Genomic DNA, 23,717 nt, shown 5'->3' with positions numbered 1-23,717 from the left:
GTGGGGGCGCGTCCTACCTCGGCAGGTGGCGTGTGCTCACCGTCTGGCTGTGACCGACCCCACTTGCTCGCGCCTTTCTCTTGCTTTCAACTTTCCTTCGATGCGGGTAGCTGTGCGAGCGCTTGCGCGGATCGTCCGGTGAGGGGCCAACTGCAGATCGGGCTTGCTGAGCGACAACTCCGCCTCCCCGACGACGACGATTGCGGGTGGCCTGTGGACTTGCCGCGCCTGGGGACAAGCCGTCACTTCACGACCATGCCCGGCTTGCTTGTCCCCAAGCGCTTGGACAAGCCTGCGGCTTGCCCACAAGTCCACAGGCCCGACGACGACGATGATTTGTAGGTCTACGGACCATCCCGTTCGATCCGAACTTTCAGCCACTCCCCCGCCGGTATCGCGCTCTGCGTCAGCTTCTCGATCCCAAGCGCGAGCGCGAGCCCAGGGCGCCGAGCGCCACGGCACACCTTGTCGAGGTGAGTGCGGTTGATCCCGAGCGCGACGGCCACGTCGTCGCGCGTCATCTCGAGGCATCGATCCAGCGCGAGAATTTGGTCTCGCGTTTTCTCGGCCGGCCGGGCGCTCGCTTCGCCGCCATCGCTCGGGAGTGTTCAGCCCGGATACGGCGATCGTCAAGCGCAGTGTCCTTGCGCGAAGAAATGGGTTGCGTCCCGGGCCGCCGGTGCTGTGCTCGGTCTGTGTCGTGGAGCTGCCCGTGCGCTTGATTCGGATCTGCGCCCTAGTGGTGGCCGGCGCCCAATCAGGCTGCTCCGGTTCTGAAGCACCCAAGGCAGCCGTTTCACCTGCGCTCACAAGCGCGACACCCAAGGCAGTCCCACCGCCGCACGACGCGGGGCTCCCCGCGGACGGTCAGTGGCACGAGTGCACTAGTGATCTCGTAGGCTACCGAATTCGGATGACAGTTGACTTTCCGCTTCGCTCGGCGACGGTTCCCGAGGCGCAGCTCGCAGAGCTCAAGAGCCTGGCCGAGTCGGTTGAGCGACGCTACCTCCTGGTGCGCGTCCAGGGCCACGCCGACCCTTCCGAGGGGACGGTGGGCCTGGGAATCGCGCGAGCGAACAGTGTGATCGAGGTCCTGGTCCGGAATGGGGTGAAGGCCAGGCGGCTGATCCCTGTCGATCGCGGCGCCGTGGTCGATGCCGGGAGCAACCAGGATGAAGGAAGCGGGGGTCCGCGAGTGACCTTCAAGGTCGTCGTTCGCGAGTGTGAGTAGCCGTCGACGCGAACGCACGTTTTGTCGGCAGCACGAAAAAGCATTGCTTTTTAGCACGCCGGTGCGCGAGTTCTGAAGCACCCTCGATGGAGGGCGCGCGGAGGCAGCGAGGGGCCAGAGAGGGCGAGGTCGTTGCGAGAAAGGCTCCGGCCGGCGTGGTCGAGGGCCCAAGGGGCCGTTGGGTGCTTCGCTCGAACCTGAGCTCGGGGGCAGGTCCTCGAGTCGGGGCAGTGGACGGAGGTCTGCGTCCTCGAGCGCGCGTCAGTGCGCGTCGAACAGCTCCGCCTGAGCAGGCTCGCCAGGGTCGGGCCAGCCGCCGGCGGATGGCGGGGTGCTTGAAGTAGGGTGGACCGCGTGCGGGTGCGAGGCGTGGCGGATCGGACGGCTCGCCGAGCCACGCGAGGTATCTCTCGATGCTGGCCGTGGCCATGACGAGGTGACGGAGCTTCATTCGCCCACCGCAGTTGTCGCAGCGCTCGACGTCGATCTTGAACGCGCGCATGAGCAGCTCCGCCAGGGGCGATATCCCGAACGATGGGTGGCCGGCTTGTCCTTCGCCTTCGGGCTGCAGGTCGCGCAGCTCGTCGTGCAACTCGGGTCGCCTTCTGCATGCGCCGAGGGTGCCGGCGACGGCGGAGGGGGAACGACTCGGGCTCTCCCACTTGCTGGCGGCGGCGAGCACGCCGGCGTACCTGACGGTGTGGAAGCCGGGAGGTGGCACCGTGGTCGCGAGCCGCACCAGGAGGGCGAGCGGGTCGAGGTCGAGCGCGAAGGTCCCGTCGCTGAACGGCCTCTTGAGGACGAGGCGCACGAGGTCGTCGCCAAGGAGCTGGACGCGTTCGTTCGCGATCGGCGGGCGCAGGATGTACTTGACGCGCTTCGTGATGCCCGAAGGGGCGCACAGTGCCTCTCGTCCCGCGGCATCGCCGGCCCTCGCCGTCGTTGCGGCGTGGAGCGAGAAGCCACCCTCCGTGGCGCACAGGGCCTTGGTGTGGAGCTCCGCCTCGCAGCGGAGCTGGATGGGGTCTCGACGGCGAAGGGCGGGACCTGCGGGCAGCGTGCCGGTGACGGACGCGGCTGCGAGCGCGGCGAGGGCGGGCTCGCTGTCAGCGAGCTTGGCGTCGCGGGCGACTGCGTCGTCCTCGATCACGCCCTTGCGCCGCAAGAGCGCGAGGACGCGCGCACGCACGATCTGGAGAATGCCACCGACGTCGTCGTTGGTGAGGAAGGGCAGCGGATGGAAGACGAGCTCGCCGCCTTCGTCTTCGGTGAACACTCCGTCGAGAAACAGGGAGTGCAGGTGCGGGCTGAGTCGCAAGTCCGAGTTGACGCGTTGCACGACCGTGACCGCGCCGCTCTTGCCGCCAGGGACGCCGCGAGCTCGCGCCTGTACAGCGGCGAGGCGAAGCCGTCCTCCGCCGCAGCGTAGAGCGTGAGGAGATTGTCGCGCACGACCTGGTGGAGCGCGGTCGCCTCCGGGCGGCGGCGTGCGTACGTCGGCGTGCCGGACACGAGGCATGCCTTCGCAACAGGCGTGCCCGCGACGCCCGCCTGCGATTTCGACGACTTCACCCACGCCGAGAGGTGGCGACAGCGCCTTCGCCGGTGGCGATCGCCACTCGTGGCACCGGCGCCCATCCGCCGCCGTCATCGAAGCGACGTCGTCACAGGCGCGGAGCGACGCGTCCCCTCCACGCGCGCAGCGCGCGCCATCGGCGGGGCGCCGTGGTCTTGGCGCGACGTCAGCCGGCGCGCGCTGCCGCGTCAGGAGGGGACCGGCGCCGCGAAGCGGCGACGAGGGGAGGCATCAATCCTTCTTCGGCCCCTCGTCGTAGCCCCGCGGGCGGTACTTCTTCTCGACGCCCTTGTGCTCTTCGCCTCGGTACACGATCTCGATCGCGAAGTAGTTGAGCCACGACCCCGGGTGTTTCTCCGCCAGGTCGAGCAACTCGTCGTGGTGATTTTCGATCGCCTTGTGATCCCACAGGCACTGCATGCCCAGCGCAATCAGGTTCGGATCGTTGGGGCCGAGCTCGAAGCCCGTCACGTAGTGCGGCCACGCCTCTTCCGGCTTGTTCATCCGGCACAGGGTGTCGCCGGCGGCGCGGCAGGTGCTGACGCGGGCTCCGACGCGACGACTGACGCCGCTGACGCGGCCACGGAAGCCGAGGCTTCGGCGCCAAGCTGCTCCGGAGCCTGCTTCCAGGTCGTGCTCAACAAGAACCTCGACAACTACGACCGCGAGCGCTGGGTCACCCGCAAGGCGACCATCCTCGGCGACCGCGCCAAGGACATCTCGCCGCCCGCGCACGCAAGTGGCAACGGCCAGCCGCGTAGCTGGAGCTGACGAGAAGTCGAGCCCGACGACGAAGAGGCAGTGCCCGAGAGGGCGCTGCCTCTTTGCTTTTCGGCGGGCGCGTCGCCCTGCGATTTGACGGTGCGGCTTGGCGGCCAATCCTCGCCAAATCTTCCAGGTTGAGCTGCACGGTGAAAGAGTCGAAGGACCGGTCTTGCACCATCCGTGGTCATGGCTCGTGCCACATGTCCCACCCACTTCTTGGACTTCGCGTCTCTTCAGTTCCCGTGTTCTTGGCAGTCTCCTCCCCTGACCACGACCCCGGCGCGTCCCGTTGCGCAGCAGATGACGGCGGTCAACTCGACATGTGACCTGCCGCACTGCGTTCACAGTCTCGCCTTGACCCAAACGTGCAGAGCCCATAGCTTCGCGATGGGGTTGGTCGTGAGCGAAATCGGTATTCAGCGCGGCACGCTCGGGTCGAGCATGCAAATTGCTCTCTCTCTCTCTCTGCGCGATAGCCGCGACTTCCTGCGATTTCCCCTCGTTTCCTGCGGCGTCGGCTGGCGGCGCCTGCGGAGAGTCGCTGAGTGCCGGGTGCAGTTCGCGCGTGCCTCGAACGCGTCGAAGAAGCGCGCCGGGGGCACATGCGGGGGTTCGCGGCTACGCCGGTGCTTCCGCCGGATGCCGCATAGCTGGCGGCACCTCGGTGCCGGGAAAGTCGGAGAGTTGGAATGAACACACCGCCTTCTTTCGTTTTGATAAAGCGCGCGGACGGTCCGAGACTTCACGGCACGGAGCGTCTCACGCTCGTGCGACGAAGAGCGAACAGCGTCGCCTGGTCGTTAGTGTGCCTAGCCGTGGCTTGTTCGACATCCCCCAATCGGGATCCCGCACAGTCCCAGACAGCGTCTGCGTTCGAGGCTACCGAGACGGACGGCGTTCAACTCGTCGGGAACGGAGCTGCCGTTTCCAGGCAGGCGCCGTCAGAGGCAATCTTCACGTCCGAGCAACACGACTACGCGGCCGCGAAGGCGGCGTGGGAGGCTGCCGCGCCGAAGCTCCCAGCGACAGCCCCAAACGACTTCGTCCTGCAGGAACTGTCGAAGAAGGCGGACAGCGAGCTCGTCGCCGTGGCAATCACGCTCGATGAGTCTCCGATCGACTGGGCCGCCTTCCACTCCGCCAACGCCAACGACGCAGCGCGGGCGATTTTCATCGCAGGCCGCGAAAAACAACTCGAACCCCTGCAGAAACCGTTGATCGAGTGGCTGGCGGCGAACGGGGCGACCAGCGTTGAGAAGCGGTGGCTCGTGAATCAGGTCCATGCAGTAGTTTCCGTCGCCGTCGCGAAAGCGGTCCTGAAGCACCCCGATGTCTCGGAACTCCACTTGTCGACGAAGTGGCAGAACCACGCTGAATGGACGGGCAGGAATGTCCGGTTGGGCACGCTGATGAGCACCATGAACCTTGGGGGGTACACCGGCGCCGCCGGAAGCCGAAGCGGTGGGCCGATCCGCATCGGAATCTACGATCCGAACATTATCAATCCGAGCCACGTTGGATGGAACGCGGCGGGCGGCGGAACCCGCCTGATGATGGTCCGCGACTGCAAGGTCAGCGGCTGCCCCATCACCACGACATCGAACCCCAACGGCGACGCGCACGGTACAATCGTTACGGCGGCGGCCTCGGGGAGTATCGAGAGCGGGCAGGATTCTGTCTACCCGGGTACGAACACGCAGGCGCAGCAGGACCGGAGCGGGTCGCTGCGGGACGCACGCATCTATTTCTACTGGGGCGGCGATAATCAAGCGTTCGTGCGCGCTATCGAGCGCGCAGTCTCGGATGGCGTTGACGTGTTCAACTACTCCGGGGGCGGCGAGGGAAGCACAATATGCAACCGCTTCGCCAATCCCGACGGTGTGAATGGGCTACTCGCGTCGGCGCTGGCATCCGGAATGCTTTCGAGTTTCTCGGTCGGCAACGACCCGCCAACGATGGGCTGTCGGGTGACTTGGCCAGCTTTTCGGACCGAGACCCTCGGAGTGAGCGGGCTCAAGTCGATCGACGATTCGCTGGACTACCGCGCCCTTCCGATGTTGGACGGAGCATCACGCGGCGGGCTGCCCATTCGGACTTGGACTGGCCTCTTGACGAGCACATGGGGTGTCGATCTGGTTACCCCGGGAAACATCCGTCTTCTCTACCGCCAGCCGTTCTCCTCCGGATATCTCGCATACTACCAGTACGAAATTGGGGGAACCTCCATCGCCGCCCCGGTGGCGGCCGGTGCTGCGGGAAGCCTGCGTCAGTACCTTGGCGCATCGACGCCAGCTCAAGCCATTCTTGTCAACATGCTGATGCTCGCAGACGGTTGGGACGCAGACACAGGACAGATCAATACTGACTACATGTCGACGCGTTCGGGCGCAGGCCGATTGAGAATGCACTCGTCGTATGATCTGACAGGCCCGTGGGGTTGGGGTTGGAGGCAGGTCACCGTGTACAACGGGCAGACCGTCAAGTGGACGGTCGGCGACGCGGGTCCCGAGAGCAGCTGGGTCCGGCAGTGGAAGTGGGCCACTTTCTGGCACGAACCGAACCTCGACAGCGTCGCAGATATCGATTTCAAGGTCGTCAACACCTGCCCCGCGGGCGGCGGACCTCCCGAGGTCATCGCGTGGGATAACTCATACAACCTGAGGTCGCATTTTGTGTTCACCCAATCGATTATCAGCGGGCGTTGTCTCGAGATGCAAGCGATCGGATACAACGTGCCGTCTGGCGGTCGGGTCGTCTGGAGCGCGGACTACTACCATAGCGGTGATCCGCTCCTTCATTGAGGAGGAACGATGAGTCGGCGCTGCTCTCCCGCCCGAAACGCGGGCTCTCGTCCAATCGCGAACGCCGGGAGCAGAGGCTTTCTGCTTCTGTGGATGTTGCTGATGCTGCAGTGTGCACCTTCCGAAACGTCGACGGCACCCGATGCGGGTGACGGAGCGTCGGGACCGTGTCCGCCAATGGCGACGAGTTGCGCGAGTGAGTGCCTGACGATCGCCGGATTCCGGCTCGACGAGCAGCAGAACTGCTTCACGGGCTCAGATATCATTGCCTGTTGGGGCGGCACGGGTGGGATCAACGCGCAGAACGGCTGCATCCGCGATCTAAAGAGCGGGGTGGCGTACATGGTCGGTTCGACCACGTACATCGAGGATCTGGTTGCAAGCGGGGAGTGGTCTGTGTGCTCGACAACCAGCAGTGATGCGTGCCCGTGAGCCGTCGCGACATCCGCCCGGGATGCGCACGAAGGTGATCACGCCGCGAGCCTTGCGTATCGGTGATGCAGTCCACCGACCCTCGGCAACTCGACGACGTGACCCATCGAGCGGGGCTCGACGGGACGCGACTTCGGGCAGTCGTTGGCGAGTCCCTGGTGCGTCCGATCCGCGTGGTAGTAGCTGAGAAATTCATGGAGCGTCCGTCGCAGATGGGCCTCGTTCCAGATGACCACGTGGTCGAGACAATCGCGACGAACCGTCCCGATCCAGCGCTCGCAATATGGATTTTGCCACGGCGAGCGGTAGGCCGTGAGCACCTCCTCGATTCCCAGGTCGCCGATGCGCTTGCGGAGGAACGCGCCGTAGATGCTGTCGCGGTCGCGGAGCAGGAACCTCGGGGCGGTGTCGAACGGAAAGGCCTGGACCACCTGTTGGGCAGTCCACTGCGCCGACGGGCTCGAGGTGACGTTGAAGTGCAGGACACGCCTGCGCTCGTGCGAAACGATAACGAGCGCTGTCCGCGCACCGCGCCCCGAAGCTCACCGGGCCCGCGACGGAGCACGCGGCTCTGGAAGAACGGTGGCCCTCTGGCCGGCGACAACGGCGGCGGCTCGGTGGGTTCGCCGATGTGCCGCAAGATCCTCTCGATGCCGACCGCCGAGACGACGAGCGCGCGGAGCTTCATGGGCGCGCCGCACCGGGTGCACTTTTCGACATCGATCTGGAACGTCCTCCTCAGGAGCTGAGCCCACGGCCAATAGCGAGAGCGATGCGTGGCTGGACGCTTCGGCTTCGCCTCGTCATGCCCGTGCGCAGCCGCCATGGCATCGTCGTTGGGCGCAGGCGGAACGACGAGCGGTCGCAACTTGTGAGCAGCCGCCAGAACCCCCGCGTACCTCAAGGTGTGAAATTTCGGGGGCGGCACCGCTGCGGCCAGCCGGCACAGCAGCGACAGTGGATCCAGATCGATGGCGACGGTGCCGTCCCGGAATGGCCTGCGAAGGCGGATGCGAGCGAGACCGTCGGGCAAGAACTCGAGTCTCTCCTGAGCGATGGGCGGTCGGAGCACGTAGCGGACCAGCGCCTCGCGACCTGTCGCATCCTGCGCGCTCGCGCTGGTGGCAGCGTGGAGCGAGAACCCAGTGTCGGTAACGGAGAGCGAGCCCACGACCTCGACGCCCGGTGACGTGCGCAGTGCGACGGGCTCGCGGCGGCGGAGCTCAGAGCCAGCAGGTGCGAGCCCACTGACCGCCGCGGCAGCGAGCTGCGCCAGAGCGGGTTCGCGCTCCGCGAGCGTATCCTCGAGCACCGTGAGCTCACATGCGTTCTCGATGACTTGGGCCCTCACGAGGTAGCTCAGGATGCGAACGCGGATCACTTGCATCAGGTCGGCGACGTCGCTGGTCTCGAGGCACGGAAGCTCATGGAAGGCCAGCTCGCCCGCGCTGTTGGGCGCGAACACACCGTCCAGGGCGATGGTGTGCATGTGTGGATTCAAGCGAAGGTCCGAAGAAACCCGCTGTATCGCGGTGACTGCCCCGCTCGTGCCACGCAGAGTCCCGGCCTCTGCGAGCTTGCGGCGATAGAAACCGAGCACCGTGTCCACGAAGATGCGTGTCACTTTGCCGAGCAGCTTGCTGTCGTAGGCGAGCCGGTAGCGAATCTCGAACGGCAGCGTGAGCACGAACTGTCGCAGTGGAACGCGCGGCGGGAGAACGTGGTCGACCAAGTTCGCGGTGTGCTCCGCCATGCGTCGGCCCAGGCATGACGGGCAGAAGCCGCGGCCGTGGCACGAGAATGCGACCAGCTTCCGCTCGCTGCAGTCAGCGTCGGTGCACGCGAGCAGCGCGAAGCCGTGCGTGCGGACATACTACGGTTCCCTTTTCTTACCGTTGCGCATTCGGTCAAAGAGGTCGGTTTGGGGCGCGTGATCTGCGGAAGAAACGTCGATTCGCCAGCACTCGCGGTTGCGCACGACAGTGCGGACCGCCCGGAGCTTGCCCTGCTTGACCAGATGGGCAACGAGCGACTTTGCCAGGCCAGGCGGCGTGCCGCCTTCGCCAGCCCGACCCAGTTCTCCGGCGCGGAGCCGCTGGTCAGGCGACGTCGAACGTCTTCGGTGAGCACGATCCGCCAGGGAGCCTTTCGGTGGCTTGCTGCCCCGACAGCGTGCCGTCGCGGAGCCAGCGATGGATGGTGTGCATTGAGACGCCGAGCTCGCGCGCGGCTTGATCGGCGGTGAAGGGCCTTCGCGCTCATCGCGCGGTTTGGGAGTTGGACACTTCGGGATCTGGTGACTGCCACGAAGCGACAGGACGCTCGACTTCGTGAAGGCGCGTCCCAGGCCGCTCTTGTGCCCTTGCCGGTTGAGGATGCCGGCGATCTGCACGTCGTCGAACTCCGTCGCCAGTTTGCGCACCAGCTCGATGATCTCCCCTCAGAGGTGGCGTGTGCATGAGGACCCTTTGAGCGGTAACGGACGAGGTCACGATCCGTAACCGCACCTCCTTCCACACGATGCGCAGCAGGTGACGTTTCTCGTCGCTCTTGACCTGCACTTCCTCGATCAGCGCACGTAGCAGGCGCTTGCGATCGCGCACGGTCGTGCTCGGTGCGCTCCATACCTCATGCAGGTCTTTTCCGAGCTCCTGGGCGCGGGCAAGCTCTTCGTCGCTCAGCGGACGCTGGGTCCTGCGCGTCCGCGCCGCTTGCGCGCGCAGCGCTTCGAGCTCGACCAGGCGCTCGTTCCAGCGCCGCTCGAGCTCGCGGGCCACGGTGCGGTTTTCGGGCTCTACTGCCAGGTACTGCCGCTCCGCACGCTGAGCCTCGTACTCGGCCTTTTCGATCTGCAAGTGCCAGGAGCGCTCTGTCGCCTCGATTTCGAGCCGCAGCGTTTCGCCCGCCAGCGCCGCCGCTTCAATCCCGCCAGCAGCCGACACGTCGAGGAACGCCTCGACCACCAGCGCTTCGATGCGCTTGCCGCCAATGAGCTGGCAGTCCTGCCCTGCGACGGCGGCGAGCGGACGCGAGCAACGATACTGCAGCGTCCGAACGGCGCGCTCACCGCCGTAGTTGACGTACATGCGCGCCGGCCGCAGTGCCCACAACGCATCAGGCCCTGCAAAAGCGCTCGACCTTCACGAGCGGCTCCTTGGTGAGCTTCGTCGGCGGGGACTGGAATCACGCTGTTGGCGCGCAGGCTCTCCTGGTTTTTGAGGAACGTTTCGAAAGAGATGTATGCCGGATGATGGTCCCCCGATCAAGACGGGCCAGTCGACCATCCCCCGCCGCCCTCGCCGCAGCGACAGCTTCTGCGTCTGCGGATCGAGCTCGCGCAGGGTTTCGCTGCGTCCGAAGACGAAGGCGCCGCCATAGATCGGGTGGCGCAGCATGTTGTGGATCATCCGGTAGCCGACCGGAACCCAGACGATCGGATGCGACCTCGGCAACATGCGACGCACGGGAAACGGCAGGCCTTGCTCGCGCCACCACAGGTACACCTGACGGCCGGCACCGAGCTCCTCGAACTTGTGGAACACGCGGTGCACGGCGGCCTGAACTGCCTCGTCGCTCGACATCTCGAGCTGCCCGAGCTCGTCGAGGTCGTAGCCCGCCGGCGGGATCGTGAACGCTTCTCCGCGGCGGGCCCTTCTCCAGCGCGCCTCGACCATCCGGTGCACGGCGCTGTCACGCTCGAGCTCACTCACCTGCCCGCGGATGCCGAGCACCATGCGGTCGGCGGACGACGACGGGTCGTACACGCCGTGCTCGTCGGCGATCAGCGTACCCGTCCAGCGACACAGGTACACGAGGTGATGCCAGTCGGAATCGTTGCGCGACAGGCGCGACACCTCGAGGCTCATCACGATGCCGACCTCGCCGCAGGGCAACGGCGGCCACCAGCCCGCCGAAGCCGGCGCGTGCTCCGGGCAGCGCGCCGCTCTTGCCCTGATCCTCGTCGATGACGAGGACGCGCTCGCGGCTCCACCCCAGCGCGAACGCCTCGTCGGCGAACGCGTACTGCCGGCGCTGGCTTTCGAGGTTGCCGCGCACCTGCTTGAGCGACGACTGCCGCACGTAGACGAAGGCCAGGCGCGCCTGATGCTCGACTCGTACCTTCAGACGATCCCCATTCGATCCACTCGGTCCAGTCATCATCGATCTCCTCCTCGCTTCTTTTCACTCTTGCTCGTCCGACGGGCAGCAGCGGCGATCAGCCGCGACCACACGGCGACGGCTTCGCGTCGGCATTGTTCCGGCAGTCGCTTCCACAACGTCGCGAGCCCGTCACCTCGCAGGTCGAGCGTTGTCTGTTTCGGCATGCGATTCCTCCTCCAGTGGAGACACCGCATCCGCCACCGCGCACAGGTCCGCAAGCGGCGCCGACCCGTCACGCGGCACGTCTTGCTTCAGCCCGCGGCGACGCAGCATTTCGAGGAGGCTCGAGCATTTCCTTCAGCGCATCGATGCTGAAGATCGTGTCTGGTCCGTGCGGCGCCGACTCGCCGTCGGCGTCCGTCCAGGAACGCGGCACTCTCATCGTGCCGTCCGGCAGGCGCACCACGATGTGCTTGGGACCGCCTCGCATCACCTCGAACCGCTGTCCCTCAGCGGATGGTGACGGCGCGTGAGCGTCACCTCGGGCGGCGTAGGGTGAGTGCAATACTGAGTCTGTACGTGCTTACCCACGCGCGAGCACGCCGCAGTCGATGAAACCTTCTAGTTCTTCCTCGCGAAGCTGGGCAGCGGCGAGGCGAAGCCGTCCTCCGCCGCAGCGTAGAGCGTGAGGAGATTGTCGCGCACGACCTGGTGGAGCGCGGTCGCCTCCGGGCGGCGGCGTGCGTACGTCGGCGTGCCGGACACGAGGCATGCCTTCGCAACAGGCGTGCCCGCGACGCCCGCCTGCGATTTCGACGACTTCACCCACGCCGAGAGGTGGCGACAGCGCCTTCGCCAGTGGCGATCGCCACTCGTGGCACCGGCGCCCATCCGCCGCCGTCATCGAAGCGACGTCGTCACAGGCGCGGAGCGACGCGTCCCCTCCACGCGCGCAGCGCGCGCCATCGGCGGGGCGCCGTGGTCTTGGCGCGACGTCAGCCGGCGCGCGCTGCCGCGTCAGGAGGGGACCGGCGCCGCGAAGCGGCGACGAGGGGAGGCATCAATCCTTCTTCGGCCCCTCGTCGTAGCCCCGCGGGCGGTACTTCTTCTCGACGCCCTTGTGCTCTTCGCCTCGGTACACGATCTCGATCGCGAAGTAGTTGAGCCAGGATCCGGGGTGTTTCTCCGCCAGATCGAGCAGCTCGTCGTGGTGAGCCTCGATCGCCTTGTGGTCCCACAAACACTGCATGCCCAGCGCAATCAGGTTGGGATCGTTGGGCCCGAGCTCGAAGCCCGTCACGTAGTGCGGCCAGGCCTCTTCCGGTTTGTTCATGCGACACAGCGTGTCGCCGTAATACACGTGGGCCATGGGCCACTGGGGTGCCAGGCGTTTTGCCTCGCCGTTGAGCTCGAGACGCTTCGCCAGGTCGTTGTTGTGCGCCCCGACCATCACCGAGTAGTTCAGCTGCGCCTTCGCACTCCGCGGGACCGAACGCTGGGTGGCGCGCCAGAATGTCAGATCGCTGGTGTAATCGAGGGCGTGCCAGCGCGCCTTGAACGCCTGGATCACGAAGAAGCCTGCCACGGCCGCCACGGCCCAGCGCCGGTAGCGTGCGCGGGCCAGGAGCCACGCGAAACCACCGCCGAGCACCAGCGACGTGCCAACCACGGGTAGGTACCAGAACCGCTCCGCGCGCACCGTCGGCAACAGCACGGGGATGTTCGAGTGCGGGAAGTACGCGATGGGAACCCACAACAAACCCACCGCGACCAAGAGCCCAATGCCGAGACGCTCGGTCGGAAACTCCAACCCCTCGAGGCGCGCCCGGCGCTCTTTCCACCACGCACGAAGCCAGAGCCACAATGCCAGCACCGGGGGCGCCAGCATGCCGAGCGCCCCGATCACGCTCTCAGGAAAAACGACTCGTTGTGGGGCGGGCTCCTGGGGGAACGAATAGTCGCCGGACAGAGTCCACGGCATCACAACCTGACCTAGCCCTCGCGCATACACACGCAACGCACCCGCAACCCGGTGCGGAAAGTCGGCGTTCACCAGCGGATTGTTGATGGGATCGCGGGGCAGCCGCGGTTGCCGGAACCAGACCATGAACGCGTGCAGCGCGCGCTTGCCGGCGGGCTCCGTCGCGACCAACGGCTCCGCGAGATCCGCGGGCAACGCGACGGGGAAGAACTTGCGTCTGAAATACGTGTAAGCGACCAGCGCGCCTAGCGCCGCCCCGAACGCGCCCAGACCGCGCACGAAGCGCCAAGGACGCCGCGGGTGAAGTGCCGGCGCCCAGACCAGGGCCGCGAACCCGATCAACGGCACGCCCACGATCACGCTCTCTTTGCTGAACAGACCCAAGCTCATCGCCAGGAAGACAGCGAAGGGCATGAGCCAGATGCGAAGTCGCAGCGCCGACAGGGCGAGCAGCACACCGAGCCCGCCCAGCACGTCGGCAATGCCCACGACGCCCGTCACGGCCTCGGTGATCACCGCACACGCTACGAAAGCGCCGCCTACGAGCCACGCAACATCTCGGCGACGGGTGATGGCCAGCGCGAGACTCGCGAGCACCGCGGCGTTCACCGCGTGAATGACCACGTTCACCCAGTGGTGCAGCCACGGCAGGTGGCTCACGTGCCAGAGGAGCCGCCAGATCAAATTTGGGATCGGGCGATACGATCCGATCGTGCGCTCCGGCGGCAGGCCCCAGAAGTCCCGATGGAAGACCTCCCAGAAACCGACCTTGCCACCGTTGACGTAGGGATTGGCCAGCAGCGCTTCCTGCTCGTCGAAGATGTAGTTCGACGCGGGGCTGCGCACGAAGAGCAGCGCGGCGATGGCGAGCGCCGGGGTGAAGGCAGTCCAGAAGGTCGGGTCTTGCTCGCGGAAGTAGCGCGCGATCCACGCAAACGCACGCCGCCACCAGGCCGGGCGCGGCGGCAGCGCCGGCGCGGGTACGGCTGGCGCCCCGGCTTGGAGCCCCGCGTCATCGGCCGTCGGACTCGCCGGCGGCTCCTGGCTCAGGATTTCTTCGGCTCCTCGATCGGCCACACGTCGCCCCAGAGCGAGCTACCACCGTCGATGTAATAGGTGGAGCCTGTCACGAAATCGTTGGCATCACTGGCCAGGAACACGATCACCCGGCTCACCTCTTCGACGCTGCCCAGGCGTTTGATGGGCGTCGCGCGCCGCGCGAGCTCCAGCGTCTCTTCTCCGTATTGCTGGGTGCCACTCGAGCGAATGGTGCCGGGCGCGCAGGCGTTCACTCGGATGCCGAAGCGAGCCCACTCGACGGCCAGGGTCTTGGTCATGTTGTCGACGCCGGCGCGCGCGGCGCCGGTGTGCACCATGCCTGGGAAGCCTCGCGCCACGTCCGCAATCACGTTCACGATGCGCCCGCGCTCGCGTGGGATCATGGCAGCGTTGGCGGTTGCGACGGTCATGTTGAACAGGCCGTTCAGGTTGTTGCGAATGACCGCCTCGAAGCCCCGCGCGCTCAGGTTCTGAGCGGGACACGGGAACTGCCCGCCGGCGTTGTTGACGAGCACGTCGACCTGCCCGAACGCCTCGAGCACCTTGGCGACGAAGGCCTCCGTGCTCTCCGACTCCCGCACGTCCAGCACGAACCCCACCGCCTCCGCACCCTCGGCTCGGAGCGCGAGCAAGCCCGCGTCCACGTTCTCCTGTTTGCGACTCCCGATGGCGACCTTGGCCCCGAGGTGTGCGAGCTCCAGCGCCACCTCGAGCCCAATGCCCGTGCCGCCCCCGGTGACGATGGCGACCTGCCCCGCAAAGAGGCCCGGCGCGAAGATGCTGTGGCGCGCGCTCACGGCCGCATCGACTACACCGATCCGCCGGCGGACGCCACCACTCGGCGCATCAACGAGCCATGAAGACCGTGGCCACACTGATGATGACCGGCAGGAGCAGGATGAAGCCCAAGAACACCCACGCTCCGGGGCGCGCGAAGTTGAGTGTGTGACCGATGCCGTACCGCTTTGGGATCCACAACGCGGGGTCGTCCGGCGCAAAATAGACGAGACCGCGCCAACGCCATCCGTCCGGGTGTGTCCCGAGTGTGACACCACCCAGCTTCTTCAACTCTGCTTGCACCCGGACCAGCGGCCCCAGGAAGTAGGCGAGCGAACCGACGGTACCCAGCACGCTGAGCGCGAGCGCCGCAACGATTCCCGCGGGCAAGAGCCCACGATTGCCGGGCAAACTTCCGATCGCGATGCTCAGCCAGGTGATGGCGATGCAGCCGTTCACCGCCAGCATGAGAGTCTCGACCAGACGCACCAAGAGCTCGCGCCGGCGGAGTGCGAAGCGCGCGTACTCTTCCGGTTTCTCGCTCGGCAACGCCCAGCGTTCGCTAGCCGCGCCCCACACGATGAACCAGAGGAGCGCGTAGTCGAACAGCATGACGGCGGCGAGTACCCAGAGCTCGCCGGGGCTACCCCAGCGGTTCGGTTGCCCCAGCGCATCGAAGTGCATGGGCACACGCCCGGGCAGCTCACTGCGGAGGAAGAAGAAGCCCGCGCACGCGAGGGCGATCAGTGCGACGTGCGCGATTTGAAGAGGAAGCGAGACGAACTCTCGCGCCCGCGGCGCCTCAGCGAGCGGCACGCGAAAGCGACGCGGTTCCGTCGGCACGGTGGCCGAGCGCACGGCTCCAACGAGCTCTGCGAGGAGCCAACCGATGGCAACGAAGGGCAGCAGGGTCGCCAGGCTCACAGCCAGGGCGATGGGACCGAACAGCGCCGCCCCCACACCAACAGCCAAGGTCGACAACGTGACCCAGCGCACGCGTGCCACGCGTCTCCGATCGGCGTGCGTGAGCGGCCGCCCGAGGTCCATGAAGAAGACGCGTTCTTCGTCGGCGCGAGCGACGAGCAGCACGCCCGCGAGCACGCTCACCAGAGTGAGCGCCAAGATGATGCGAGGAAGTTCCATGACACGTCTCCGTTTCAACCATCCGACCGCTCGAAGAAACGCGCGAGCGCGCGCTCGAGGAAAGCGCTGACGTCGTCGCGCCCCCTTCCGTCGAGCACGAGGCGACTGATCACGTCGTCGAGCTGACGCTCGACCTCGTCGATTTCGGAAGTCCGCGCGTGGGTGACCCGCTGCACCCGCGCGCGCGCGCCGGGGCGCAGATCGACCAAGCCGTCATCGGCCAGGATGCGGTACGCCTTGGCGACCGTGTTCAGGTTGATGCCGATGTTGCCGGCGAGCTCCCGCACACTCGGCAGCTCGTGGCCGACCGGGAGCTCACCCCGTGCCACCATGGCCCGGAGCTGCTCAGCGATCTGCCGATAGACCGGCTGCTGACTTCCGAAATCGACTTCGATTGTAAGCACTTAGCTCCGATTGTATGCTGTATGCGAACAGTATACAGTCGGTCTCGCGGCGGTCAAGAGTCGCTGCGTCGAAATCCCACTCGTTCGTCGATGACCGCCCGCAGGGTGTCGAGCAGCACCTCCGCCGCGACCGGTTTCTCGAGCACGGCGTCCGCGCCTTCGAGGGCGGAGGGGAAGCCGCTGAAACAGATCACCTTCATGCTCGGGCTGAGGGCCCGAATCGCACGCAGCGCTGCGCGTCCCGCGAGGCGCGGCATGGATTGATCGAGCAGCACGACCGCGTAGCGGTTCACGTCCTCGCGCACCCGTTCGATGGCGTCGATACCGTCCGCGGCGGTCTCGACCACGTAGCCCGCATCACTGAGCAGCGCCGAGAGCAACCGACGGATCATCGACTCGTCGTCCACGACGAGCACACACTCACCACGACCGCCACAGCGCTCCGGCGCGACCGGTTTGTTTGGCGGTTGCTCGGTCGCCGACTGGGATGGCAAAAATAGCTCGATGCGCGTCCCCACCCCTTCGGTCGAGCGACAGGCGACCCGGCCGCCGTGCTCGCGCAAGATGGCGTAGGTGGTAGCCAGTCCGAGTCCGGTTCCCCGTCCGAGCTCCTTCGTCGTGAAGAAGGGCTCGAACGCTCGTCGCTGCACCTCGTCTGGCATGCCGCAACCGTTGTCTTCGATCTTGATTCGGGCCTCGGAGCCGGACTCGCCCGCGCCGCGGACCCGGTCCACGCTGACGCGGATCTCGGCCGAGCCGCTCTCGCGCCCGTCGAACGCATCACGAGCATTGATCAGCACGTTGAGCAACGCTTGCTCGATTTGCCCCGCGTCGCAACGTACGGGGGGGAGATCCGAGGCGAGGCTGACCGTGATGGCGACCTCGTGGCCGAAGGTCGTGCGGCTCATTTCCACGGTGCGTTGTACGATGCTCGCCAGATCTTCGACCTCGCGCGAGGCGTGGCGCGGCTTGGCGGAAAAGACCATCAACTGACGCACGATCTTGGCGGCCATCTGCGCCGAGTGCCTGCCACTCTCGAGCACGCTGGCCACCTCGTCTCCGCTCTTTTCAGCCGCAAGCTCCATGCTCGAGAGCATCACGGTCAACATGTTGTTGAAGTTGTGGGCAATGCCTGCGGCCAGCTGCCCCACCGCTTCCATCTTCTGCGCCTGCAAGAGCTGCTCCTGCAGTGCGTGGCGTTCGGTAACGTCGACCATGCCCCCCGCCAGACGCACCGCACGACCCGCGCTGTCGAGCTCTGCGCGGCCCTTACACATCAGCCAGCGGAGCTCACCGTCCGGGCGGACCACCCGGTACTCCACGTCCTCGTAGTGTCCTGTCTCGCGCACCATCCTGGCGCAGGCCTCCAGCCGAGCTCGATCGTCTGGGTGCACCAGCTCGAGCAGTGCGCTCGTGTTCCCGGGCGCTTCACCGATCCCGAACAGGGAGAGGGTCGTTGGATCCCAGGCGTGTGTGTCGCTGTCGAGCTGCCAGCTCCAGAGTCCGACGCCGGACGCGGCGATCGCCAGCTCGAGCTTCTCTCGGCTTTCGCTGAGGCGCGCCTGGGCCTCCAGCAGCTCCGTGACGTCGGTCGCGACCAGCACCAGCGACTCGACCTCACTGCCTCGGGTCAGGGGCCCGACGCGCGTGAAGTAGCGAGCTGCTTTGCCGTGGGGTCCAACCCCCACGCTTTCGTAGACGCCGGGCGTCCCACTCCGAACCACACGCTCGATGCACTCCCGGGCGACCTCGACGAACTCGGGCGCGAGGAAATCGTACATGCTCGCCCCGATGACCTGAGACCGGGTGAGTCCGGGGGCGATGCGGTTCGCGAAGTGAATGATTCCGTCGGGGCTCAGCTTCACGACGAAGTCTGGGACGGTGTCCAAGATCGAGCTGAAGGACTGCTCGGAGAAGCGGGTGGTCGCGATCTCGGTCTCGAGCGCGATGCGCCGGGCCTCGAGGCGGCGTACCCGCTCTTCGAGCTCCCGGATCTGCGCCGTCACCCCCGCCTCCGTCTTCTCCATCGTTCCAGACCCCTCCCAGCCGAGAGTAACCGAGCTTTGTCGGTGATACAGCCCGCTCGCGACAGCCGCCCCGGAGTGCTACGGATCGACCGACCGAATGCTGGACGTCGAAGCCTTGGCCGAGAGCCTCGCCGGTGCCGCGCCGGGCGCCATCGTGCGGCGCGCGTTGACCGAGCACGGAGCCGACCTGGGCATCAGCTTCAGCGGCGCCGAAGACGTGCTCCTGATCGAGCTGGCCCGGCAGAGCGAGCTGCCTTTTCGGGTGTTTTCCCTGGAGACCGGCCGCCTACACCCGGAGACCCAGCGCTTCTTCGGGCGGGTCGAGAAGCACTACGGCATCCGCATCGAGTATTGCCTGCCGGACGGAGCAAAGGTTCAGGAGCTGGTGCGCCGGAAGGGCCTGTTCTCGTTCTACGAAGACGGCCACACCGAGTGCTGCAACCTGCGCAAGGTCGAGCCGCTGAAGCAGCACCTGGCAACCTTGAGCGCGTGGCTCACCGGCCAGCGTCGGGATCAGAGCCCAACCCGAGCCGAGGTGCCCATCGTGCAGCACGATCCGACGTTCGTGGGCAAGGGCGGACACAAGCTGGTGAAGTACAACCCGCTGGCGGAAGTGACCCTCGACTACGTGTGGGCGAGCATTCACGGCTTCGAGGTCCCCTACAACGAGCTGCACGAGAAGGGCATGACCAGCATCGGATGTGAGCCCTGCACCCGCGCCATCTTGCCCGGTCAGCACGAGCGCGAAGGGCGCTGGTGGTGGGAGCGCGCGAACGACAAAGAGTGCGGGCTTCACTCGGGCAAGCGCTGAGAAGATGGCGGAGCTCGATCACATCCAGATCACTGGTGCGCGGGAGCACAACCTCAAGCACGTCGACGTCGCCATTCCGAAGAAGAAGCTGGTCGTCTTGACCGGCGTCTCCGGCTCCGGCAAATCGAGCCTCGCCTTCGACACCTTGTACGCCGAAGGACAGCGTCGTTACGTCGAGTCGCTCTCGGCGTACGCACGCCAGTTTCTGGGGCGCCTGGAGAAACCACGCTTCGACTCGATCCGCGGGCTGTCTCCCGCGGTCAGCATCGAGCAGAAGACCACCAACACGAACCCGCGCTCCACGGTCGGCACCATCACCGAGATCTCGGACTACCTGCGGGTGCTGTTTGCCCGGGTGGGCGTTCAGCACTGCCACCGCTGCGGAGCGACGGTCACGGCGCAGACCCCCGAACGCATTGCCAAGACGCTGCTTGGGCACCCCAAGGGCACGCGCGTCGTGCTGCTCGCGCCCTTGCTCGTGAATCGCAAAGGGGAACACCGAGAGCTGCTGGAGGACGCGCGGCGACTCGGTTACGTGCGCCTGCGGGTCGATGGGAAAATCGTCGAGAGCGAAGGCTTGGCTGCGCTCGCCAAGCGCAAGAAACACCACGTCGAGGCGGTGATCGATCGCCTGGTCGTGGGCCCCGGCCTGCAAGGCCGGCTGACGGGCTCCGTCGAACAGGCGCTGCGCGCCGGCGGCGGCTCACTCCTCGCGATGCTGCCGGGCGGTGACCAGTCCTTCTCGGAGAAGGCTGCCTGTACCCACTGCGACATCTCGTTCCCCGAGCTGAGCCCGCCCGCCTTCAGCTTCAACAGCCCCCAAGGCATGTGCCCAGACTGCAACGGCCTCGGGACGCGGGTTGCGATCGATCCAGCGCGAATCGTGCCCGATGAGAACAAGAGCGTCGACGAAGGTGCCGTGGTGCCCTGGGGTGCCGGGGCGTCGAAGAAGATCGGCTGGGTGCACGGCTTCATCGGTCAGATCTTGAAGTTGATGGGCGTGCCGGTGGACACACCCTGGAAGAAGCTGAGCGCCAGACATCGGCAGGCGATCCTGTTCGGTACGGGCGAGACCAAGTACCGCGCGGCGTGGAAGAGCAAATCCGGCAAGGGCAGCCTGGACGTCACCTGGGAGGGTGTGATCCCGCGCATGATGCGGCGCTTCTCGACCACCCAGAGTGATTGGTCGAAGCGCTGGTACGCGCAGTTCATGGGAGACGCCGAGTGCCACACCTGCAACGGCACGCGGCTCAGGGTCGAGAGCGCCGCGGTGAAGCTCACCGGGCGCAGCATCGTCGAGCTGTCGGCGCTGACGGTCACGGACGCTGTGGCTTTCTTCGACAAACTCGCGCTCAGAGGGGCCAGCGCCGAGATCGCCGCCGAGGTGCTCAAGGAGATCCGCAGCCGTTTGGGATTTCTGGCCTCGGTCGGGCTCGGTTATCTGTCGCTCGACCGCGCCGGCCCCACGCTCTCGGGCGGGGAGTCGCAGCGCATTCGCCTGGCCAGCCAGGTCGGCAGCGACCTGACGGGAGTGATCTACATCCTGGACGAACCGAGCATCGGCCTGCATCAGCGCGACAACCGCCGGCTGCTCGACACGCTCGAGCGCTTGCGCGACATCGGCAACACGGTGGTGGTCGTCGAGCACGACGAAGACACGATCCGCGCCGCCGATCACGTGATCGATTTCGGCCCCGGTGCCGGGGTGAACGGTGGCGAGGTCGTGTTCGCAGGCAGCCCCAAGGCTCTGGAGAAGAGCCGGCGCTCGCTGACCGGCGCGTACATGGCCGGGCGTGCACGCATCGAGGTTCCGAAGAAACGGCGGCAGCCGACCGGGCAGCTCGTGCTGCGAGGGGCTGCGGCCAACAACTTGAAACAGCTCGACGTCAGCTTCCCGCTGGGTGTGATGACCTGCGTCACCGGAGTGAGTGGTGCCGGCAAGAGCACACTGGTCACCGACATCTTGTACCCGGCCCTGGCCGAGAAGCTGCACGGCGCCGAGCACAAACCCGGAGCGTTCCGCGCGCTGGAAGGCATCAATCAGCTCGACAAGGTCATCGACATCGATCAGCACCCCATCGGGCGCACACCGCGCAGCAACCCGGCGACCTACATCAAGGTGTTCGACGAGATCCGCTCGTTCTTCGCCGCGTTACCCGAGGCGCGAATGCACGGCTTCGAGCCCGGACGTTTTTCGTTCAACGTCAAGGGCGGGCGGTGCGAGGCGTGTGAGGGCGACGGCGTGCGCCAGATCGAGATGCACTTTCTCGCCGACGTGTTCGTGAAGTGCGAAGAGTGCGAGGGGCGGCGCTTCAATCAGGCGACGCTCGCGGTGCGCTACAAGGGCAAGAGCATCGCCGACGTGCTCGAGCTGACGGTGAGCGAGGCCATCGAGCTGTTTGCGGCGCACCCGAAGGTTCGAGACCCGCTGAAGCTGCTGGCCGAGGTCGGCGTCGATTACCTGCATCTGGGCCAGCCTTCGCCGACGCTGTCGGGCGGAGAGGCGCAGCGCATCAAGCTCGCGCGGGAGCTGTCGCGGCGTGCGACCGGCAAGACGCTGTACATCCTAGATGAACCGACGACGGGGCTGCACTTCGACGACGTGAAGAAGCTGCTCGGCGTGCTGTCGCGGTTGGTCGACGCGGGCAACAGTGTGGTGGTCATCGAGCACAACCTGGATGTGATCAAGACCGCAGATCACGTCATCGACCTGGGCCCGGAGGGCGGCCCCGGCGGCGGCAAGCTGGTGGCGCAGGGCACTCCGGAACAGGTCGCCAAGATGAAGGCATCGGACACGGGCAAATACCTGCGCGGCGTGCTCGGTTGAGGGTTTCGGTCGCGCAAGCAGCGCGAGCGGCTGCGCGGGCTTGACAGCCTCTTCGAGCGCGGGCTCCGACGCGAACCCAACTCCGTTGACACCCTTGCCGCACACGGGAAACCTGTCGGCATGCCGCGTGTGTTGTTGCCTTGTTTGTTGCTCAGCCTGCTGACCGCTTGCGGGAGCTCCGACGACTCGGGTCCGGGCGGGGGTGGGACCGGTGGAGTGGGTGGCACGGGGACCGGAGGGCTCGCAGGCAGCGCTGGGGTCGGAGGCGCGTCCGGCTCGGGGGGCAAGAGCGCAGCCTGCATCGCCCAAGACACCAAGCTCCAAGCCGCGCTCGACGCCGCGCGCACCAAGACCGGCAGTCGAGATGCGGCGCTTGCCGTCACGACACCCGAGTGCGGGCAGGAGACCTTCGTGAGCGGTGAGTCGGGGCTCACCGGCAACGAGGTCTTCCGCATCGGGAGCGTCACCAAGACCTACGTTGCTGCGGTGGTCATGAAGCTCGTGGGAGCTGGAAAACTCTCACTCGACGATCACCTGGACAAGTGGATCAGCGGGGTCCCCAACGGCGACGCGATCAGCGTACGGATGTTGCTCAGCCACCAGAGCGGCATTTTCAACTACACCACCGACCCGAATTTTCTGGCTGACCTGAAGAAGAAGTGGACACCCGACGAGCTGGTGCAGCTGGCGGCGAGCCACGGCGCCGTCGATCCGCCGGGCTCGGTCTGGAAGTACTCGAACACCAACTACGTGTGCCTCGGGATCATCGCGGAGAAGCTCGGTGGCAAGGGCATCGCCGAGCAGATCCGCGCGGAGCTGCTCGGCCCGCAGGCGCTGAAACACACCTTCTTCGACGGGGAAGAGCCCGTGGGCGACCCACTCGCACCCGGCTTCGACGCGGGTGGGTCGGACTCGACGAACGCCGTCGACCCGTCGGGACCCTGGGCGGCCGGGGCCATCGTTGCGACGCCAGCGGACACGGCGCTCTGGATTGAAGCGCTTGCGACCGGCAAGGTGTTGGCCCCCGCGGAGCAGACACAGATGGAGACCGGCGTGCCCATCCCGGGAGCGCCTGCGAGCTACGGCTTGGGCCTGTTGATGCTGGACGCGGCGGTCACCGCGGGCGCAGGCAAGGCCTACGGGCACGACGGCTCCATCAACGGGTATCACACCCAGGCGTTCCACTTCCGGGACTCGAAGACCACCATCGTCAGCATCGTGAACCAGGACGGGGCCAATCCGAACGACGTGACCCTCGCCGCACTCACTACGCTCTTTCCGTGAGCGCAGGCGAGCGGCGCAGTCGACTCACTCCGCGCGCTCGAGCCGGAACTTCAGGTTGCCCTTGTCGCTGCCGCCCCAGGTGGTGATGCCGGCGCCAACCAGCGCCGCGCCCTCGCAGGTCACGTTGCCGACCAGCTTGTATTTGCTCTCCGAGGCGCCACGCGACACGACGCTGTCGGCGCTGAACTCACCCGACGCCTTGACCGTGCCAGTGACCGTGCCGGTATCCGGGTTGTCCGCCTCAGCGGTGCTGCCGGTCAGGTTCCCACCCGCTGCGACCACCAGATCCAGGTTGCCGGAGCGGACCATGTCGGGTCGAGACAGTGCGTACGACTGCCACTCTCCGACCCAGTGCCCGGCGGGGAGCGTACCCGCCTGACACCCGCCATGCGGCCCCGACGCTTCACCCGGCTTGCCCGAGGCACAGCCCAAGAACAACAACGGAACGGCCAAGAGCGCACACAGGTCAGCAGGTCGAGCTCGCACGACGTTCTCCTA

General features: G+C 66.5%; 21 protein-coding genes and 1 pseudogene. 7 read left to right on the top strand and 15 right to left on the bottom strand.

The features are described 5' to 3' along the window. Positions 1 to 344: 344 nt before the first annotated feature. Positions 345 to 521: a hypothetical protein gene (locus IPI67_23430; protein ID MBK7583137.1), complete on the bottom strand. Its 177-nt coding sequence runs from the start codon at positions 519 to 521 to the stop codon at positions 345 to 347. 392 nt (positions 522 to 913) lie between these two features. Here IPI67_23430 and IPI67_23425 point away from each other — a divergent pair, with 392 nt between their 5' ends. Next, positions 914 to 1,231 carry an OmpA family protein gene (locus IPI67_23425; protein MBK7583136.1) on the top strand — a complete coding sequence of 106 codons (318 nt, stop codon included), beginning with the start codon at positions 914 to 916 and terminating at the stop codon, positions 1,229 to 1,231. Here the strand turns inward: IPI67_23425 and IPI67_23420 are convergent. Together IPI67_23420 and IPI67_23415 are read right to left on the bottom strand one after the other, a co-directional pair. Then, positions 1,203 to 2,570, bottom strand: a complete 1,368-nt coding sequence (locus tag IPI67_23420) for a transposase (GenBank protein MBK7583135.1) — start codon at positions 2,568 to 2,570, stop codon at positions 1,203 to 1,205. The genes IPI67_23425 and IPI67_23420 overlap by 29 nt on opposite strands. 468 nt (positions 2,571 to 3,038) lie before the next feature. Continuing rightward, complete coding sequence (locus IPI67_23415; protein ID MBK7583134.1) at positions 3,039 to 3,311, bottom strand: hypothetical protein; 273 nt, start codon at positions 3,309 to 3,311, stop codon at positions 3,039 to 3,041. A 129-nt stretch (positions 3,312 to 3,440) separates the two neighbouring features. On the opposite strand from IPI67_23415, the gene IPI67_23410 reads away from it, so the two are divergent. From IPI67_23410 to IPI67_23400, 3 genes are all read left to right on the top strand, one after another. Next, entirely contained in the window at positions 3,441 to 3,578 is a 138-nt protein-coding gene (locus tag IPI67_23410; GenBank protein MBK7583133.1) for a hypothetical protein, read from the top strand. An 809-nt stretch (positions 3,579 to 4,387) separates the two neighbouring features. Next, positions 4,388 to 6,373 carry a S8 family serine peptidase gene (locus IPI67_23405; protein MBK7583132.1) on the top strand — a complete coding sequence of 662 codons (1,986 nt, stop codon included), beginning with the start codon at positions 4,388 to 4,390 and terminating at the stop codon, positions 6,371 to 6,373. A gap of 177 nt (positions 6,374 to 6,550) precedes the next feature. Then, positions 6,551 to 6,805: a hypothetical protein gene (locus IPI67_23400; protein ID MBK7583131.1), complete on the top strand. Its 255-nt coding sequence runs from the start codon at positions 6,551 to 6,553 to the stop codon at positions 6,803 to 6,805. Positions 6,806 to 6,843: 38 nt separating this feature from the next. Here the strand turns inward: IPI67_23400 and IPI67_23395 are convergent, their stop codons facing one another. The 11 genes and pseudogenes from IPI67_23395 to IPI67_23345 all read right to left on the bottom strand — a co-directional run bounded on the left by IPI67_23395 (position 6,844) and on the right by IPI67_23345 (position 18,297). Then, positions 6,844 to 7,314 (bottom strand): transposase, encoded by a 471-nt coding sequence (locus tag IPI67_23395; protein ID MBK7583130.1) that lies wholly within the window; start codon positions 7,312 to 7,314, stop codon positions 6,844 to 6,846. 1,166 nt (positions 7,315 to 8,480) lie between these two features. Further along, positions 8,481 to 8,654, bottom strand: a pseudogene (locus tag IPI67_23390) (transposase zinc-binding domain-containing protein). Positions 8,655 to 9,063: 409 nt separating this feature from the next. After that, positions 9,064 to 9,915 (bottom strand): hypothetical protein, encoded by an 852-nt coding sequence (locus tag IPI67_23385; GenBank protein MBK7583129.1) that lies wholly within the window; start codon positions 9,913 to 9,915, stop codon positions 9,064 to 9,066. A gap of 30 nt (positions 9,916 to 9,945) precedes the next feature. Then, positions 9,946 to 10,671: a recombinase family protein gene (locus IPI67_23380; GenBank protein MBK7583128.1), complete on the bottom strand. Its 726-nt coding sequence runs from the start codon at positions 10,669 to 10,671 to the stop codon at positions 9,946 to 9,948. A gap of 291 nt (positions 10,672 to 10,962) precedes the next feature. Continuing rightward, the gene (locus tag IPI67_23375; protein ID MBK7583127.1) at positions 10,963 to 11,130 is read right to left on the bottom strand and encodes a hypothetical protein; all 168 of its coding nucleotides are present in this window, start codon (positions 11,128 to 11,130) and stop codon (positions 10,963 to 10,965) included. Between the two features lie 397 nt (positions 11,131 to 11,527). Next, entirely contained in the window at positions 11,528 to 11,671 is a 144-nt protein-coding gene (locus IPI67_23370) for a hypothetical protein (protein ID MBK7583126.1), read from the bottom strand. Positions 11,672 to 11,966: 295 nt separating this feature from the next. Further along, on the bottom strand, positions 11,967 to 13,814 hold the full coding sequence (locus IPI67_23365; GenBank protein MBK7583125.1) for a tetratricopeptide repeat protein: 1,848 nt from the start codon (positions 13,812 to 13,814) through the stop codon (positions 11,967 to 11,969). Between the two features lie 119 nt (positions 13,815 to 13,933). Then, the gene (locus tag IPI67_23360) at positions 13,934 to 14,743 is read right to left on the bottom strand and encodes an SDR family oxidoreductase (protein ID MBK7583124.1); all 810 of its coding nucleotides are present in this window, start codon (positions 14,741 to 14,743) and stop codon (positions 13,934 to 13,936) included. A gap of 49 nt (positions 14,744 to 14,792) precedes the next feature. Further along, a complete protein-coding gene (locus IPI67_23355; GenBank protein ID MBK7583123.1) occupies positions 14,793 to 15,866 on the bottom strand; it encodes a DUF1648 domain-containing protein in 1,074 nt (357 codons plus the stop codon). 14 nt (positions 15,867 to 15,880) lie between these two features. Continuing rightward, positions 15,881 to 16,270, bottom strand: a complete 390-nt coding sequence (locus IPI67_23350) for a GntR family transcriptional regulator (protein MBK7583122.1) — start codon at positions 16,268 to 16,270, stop codon at positions 15,881 to 15,883. Positions 16,271 to 16,323: 53 nt separating this feature from the next. Continuing rightward, positions 16,324 to 18,297 (bottom strand): PAS domain S-box protein, encoded by a 1,974-nt coding sequence (locus tag IPI67_23345; GenBank protein ID MBK7583121.1) that lies wholly within the window; start codon positions 18,295 to 18,297, stop codon positions 16,324 to 16,326. Between the two features lie 97 nt (positions 18,298 to 18,394). On the opposite strand from IPI67_23345, the gene IPI67_23340 reads away from it, so the two are divergent. The 3 genes from IPI67_23340 (at position 18,395) to IPI67_23330 (ending at position 23,219) form a co-directional block, all read left to right on the top strand. Further along, positions 18,395 to 19,108 (top strand): phosphoadenylyl-sulfate reductase, encoded by a 714-nt coding sequence (locus tag IPI67_23340; GenBank protein MBK7583120.1) that lies wholly within the window; start codon positions 18,395 to 18,397, stop codon positions 19,106 to 19,108. A 4-nt stretch (positions 19,109 to 19,112) separates the two neighbouring features. Next, positions 19,113 to 21,935, top strand: a complete 2,823-nt coding sequence (uvrA, locus tag IPI67_23335; protein MBK7583119.1) for an excinuclease ABC subunit UvrA — start codon at positions 19,113 to 19,115, stop codon at positions 21,933 to 21,935. A 120-nt stretch (positions 21,936 to 22,055) separates the two neighbouring features. Further along, the gene (locus IPI67_23330) at positions 22,056 to 23,219 is read left to right on the top strand and encodes a beta-lactamase family protein (GenBank protein MBK7583118.1); all 1,164 of its coding nucleotides are present in this window, start codon (positions 22,056 to 22,058) and stop codon (positions 23,217 to 23,219) included. Between the two features lie 24 nt (positions 23,220 to 23,243). Here IPI67_23330 and IPI67_23325 read toward each other — a convergent pair whose 3' ends face one another. Beyond that, entirely contained in the window at positions 23,244 to 23,705 is a 462-nt protein-coding gene (locus IPI67_23325; protein MBK7583117.1) for a hypothetical protein, read from the bottom strand. Between the last annotated feature and the right edge of the window lie 12 nt (positions 23,706 to 23,717).

This window comes from Myxococcales bacterium (assembly GCA_016706225.1).
In the GTDB taxonomy this organism is placed as follows: Bacteria; Myxococcota_A; Polyangia; order Polyangiales; family Polyangiaceae; genus JADJKB01.
Note: the sequence above shows the minus strand (reverse complement) of the source record. Positions and strands in the feature narration are given on the sequence as shown.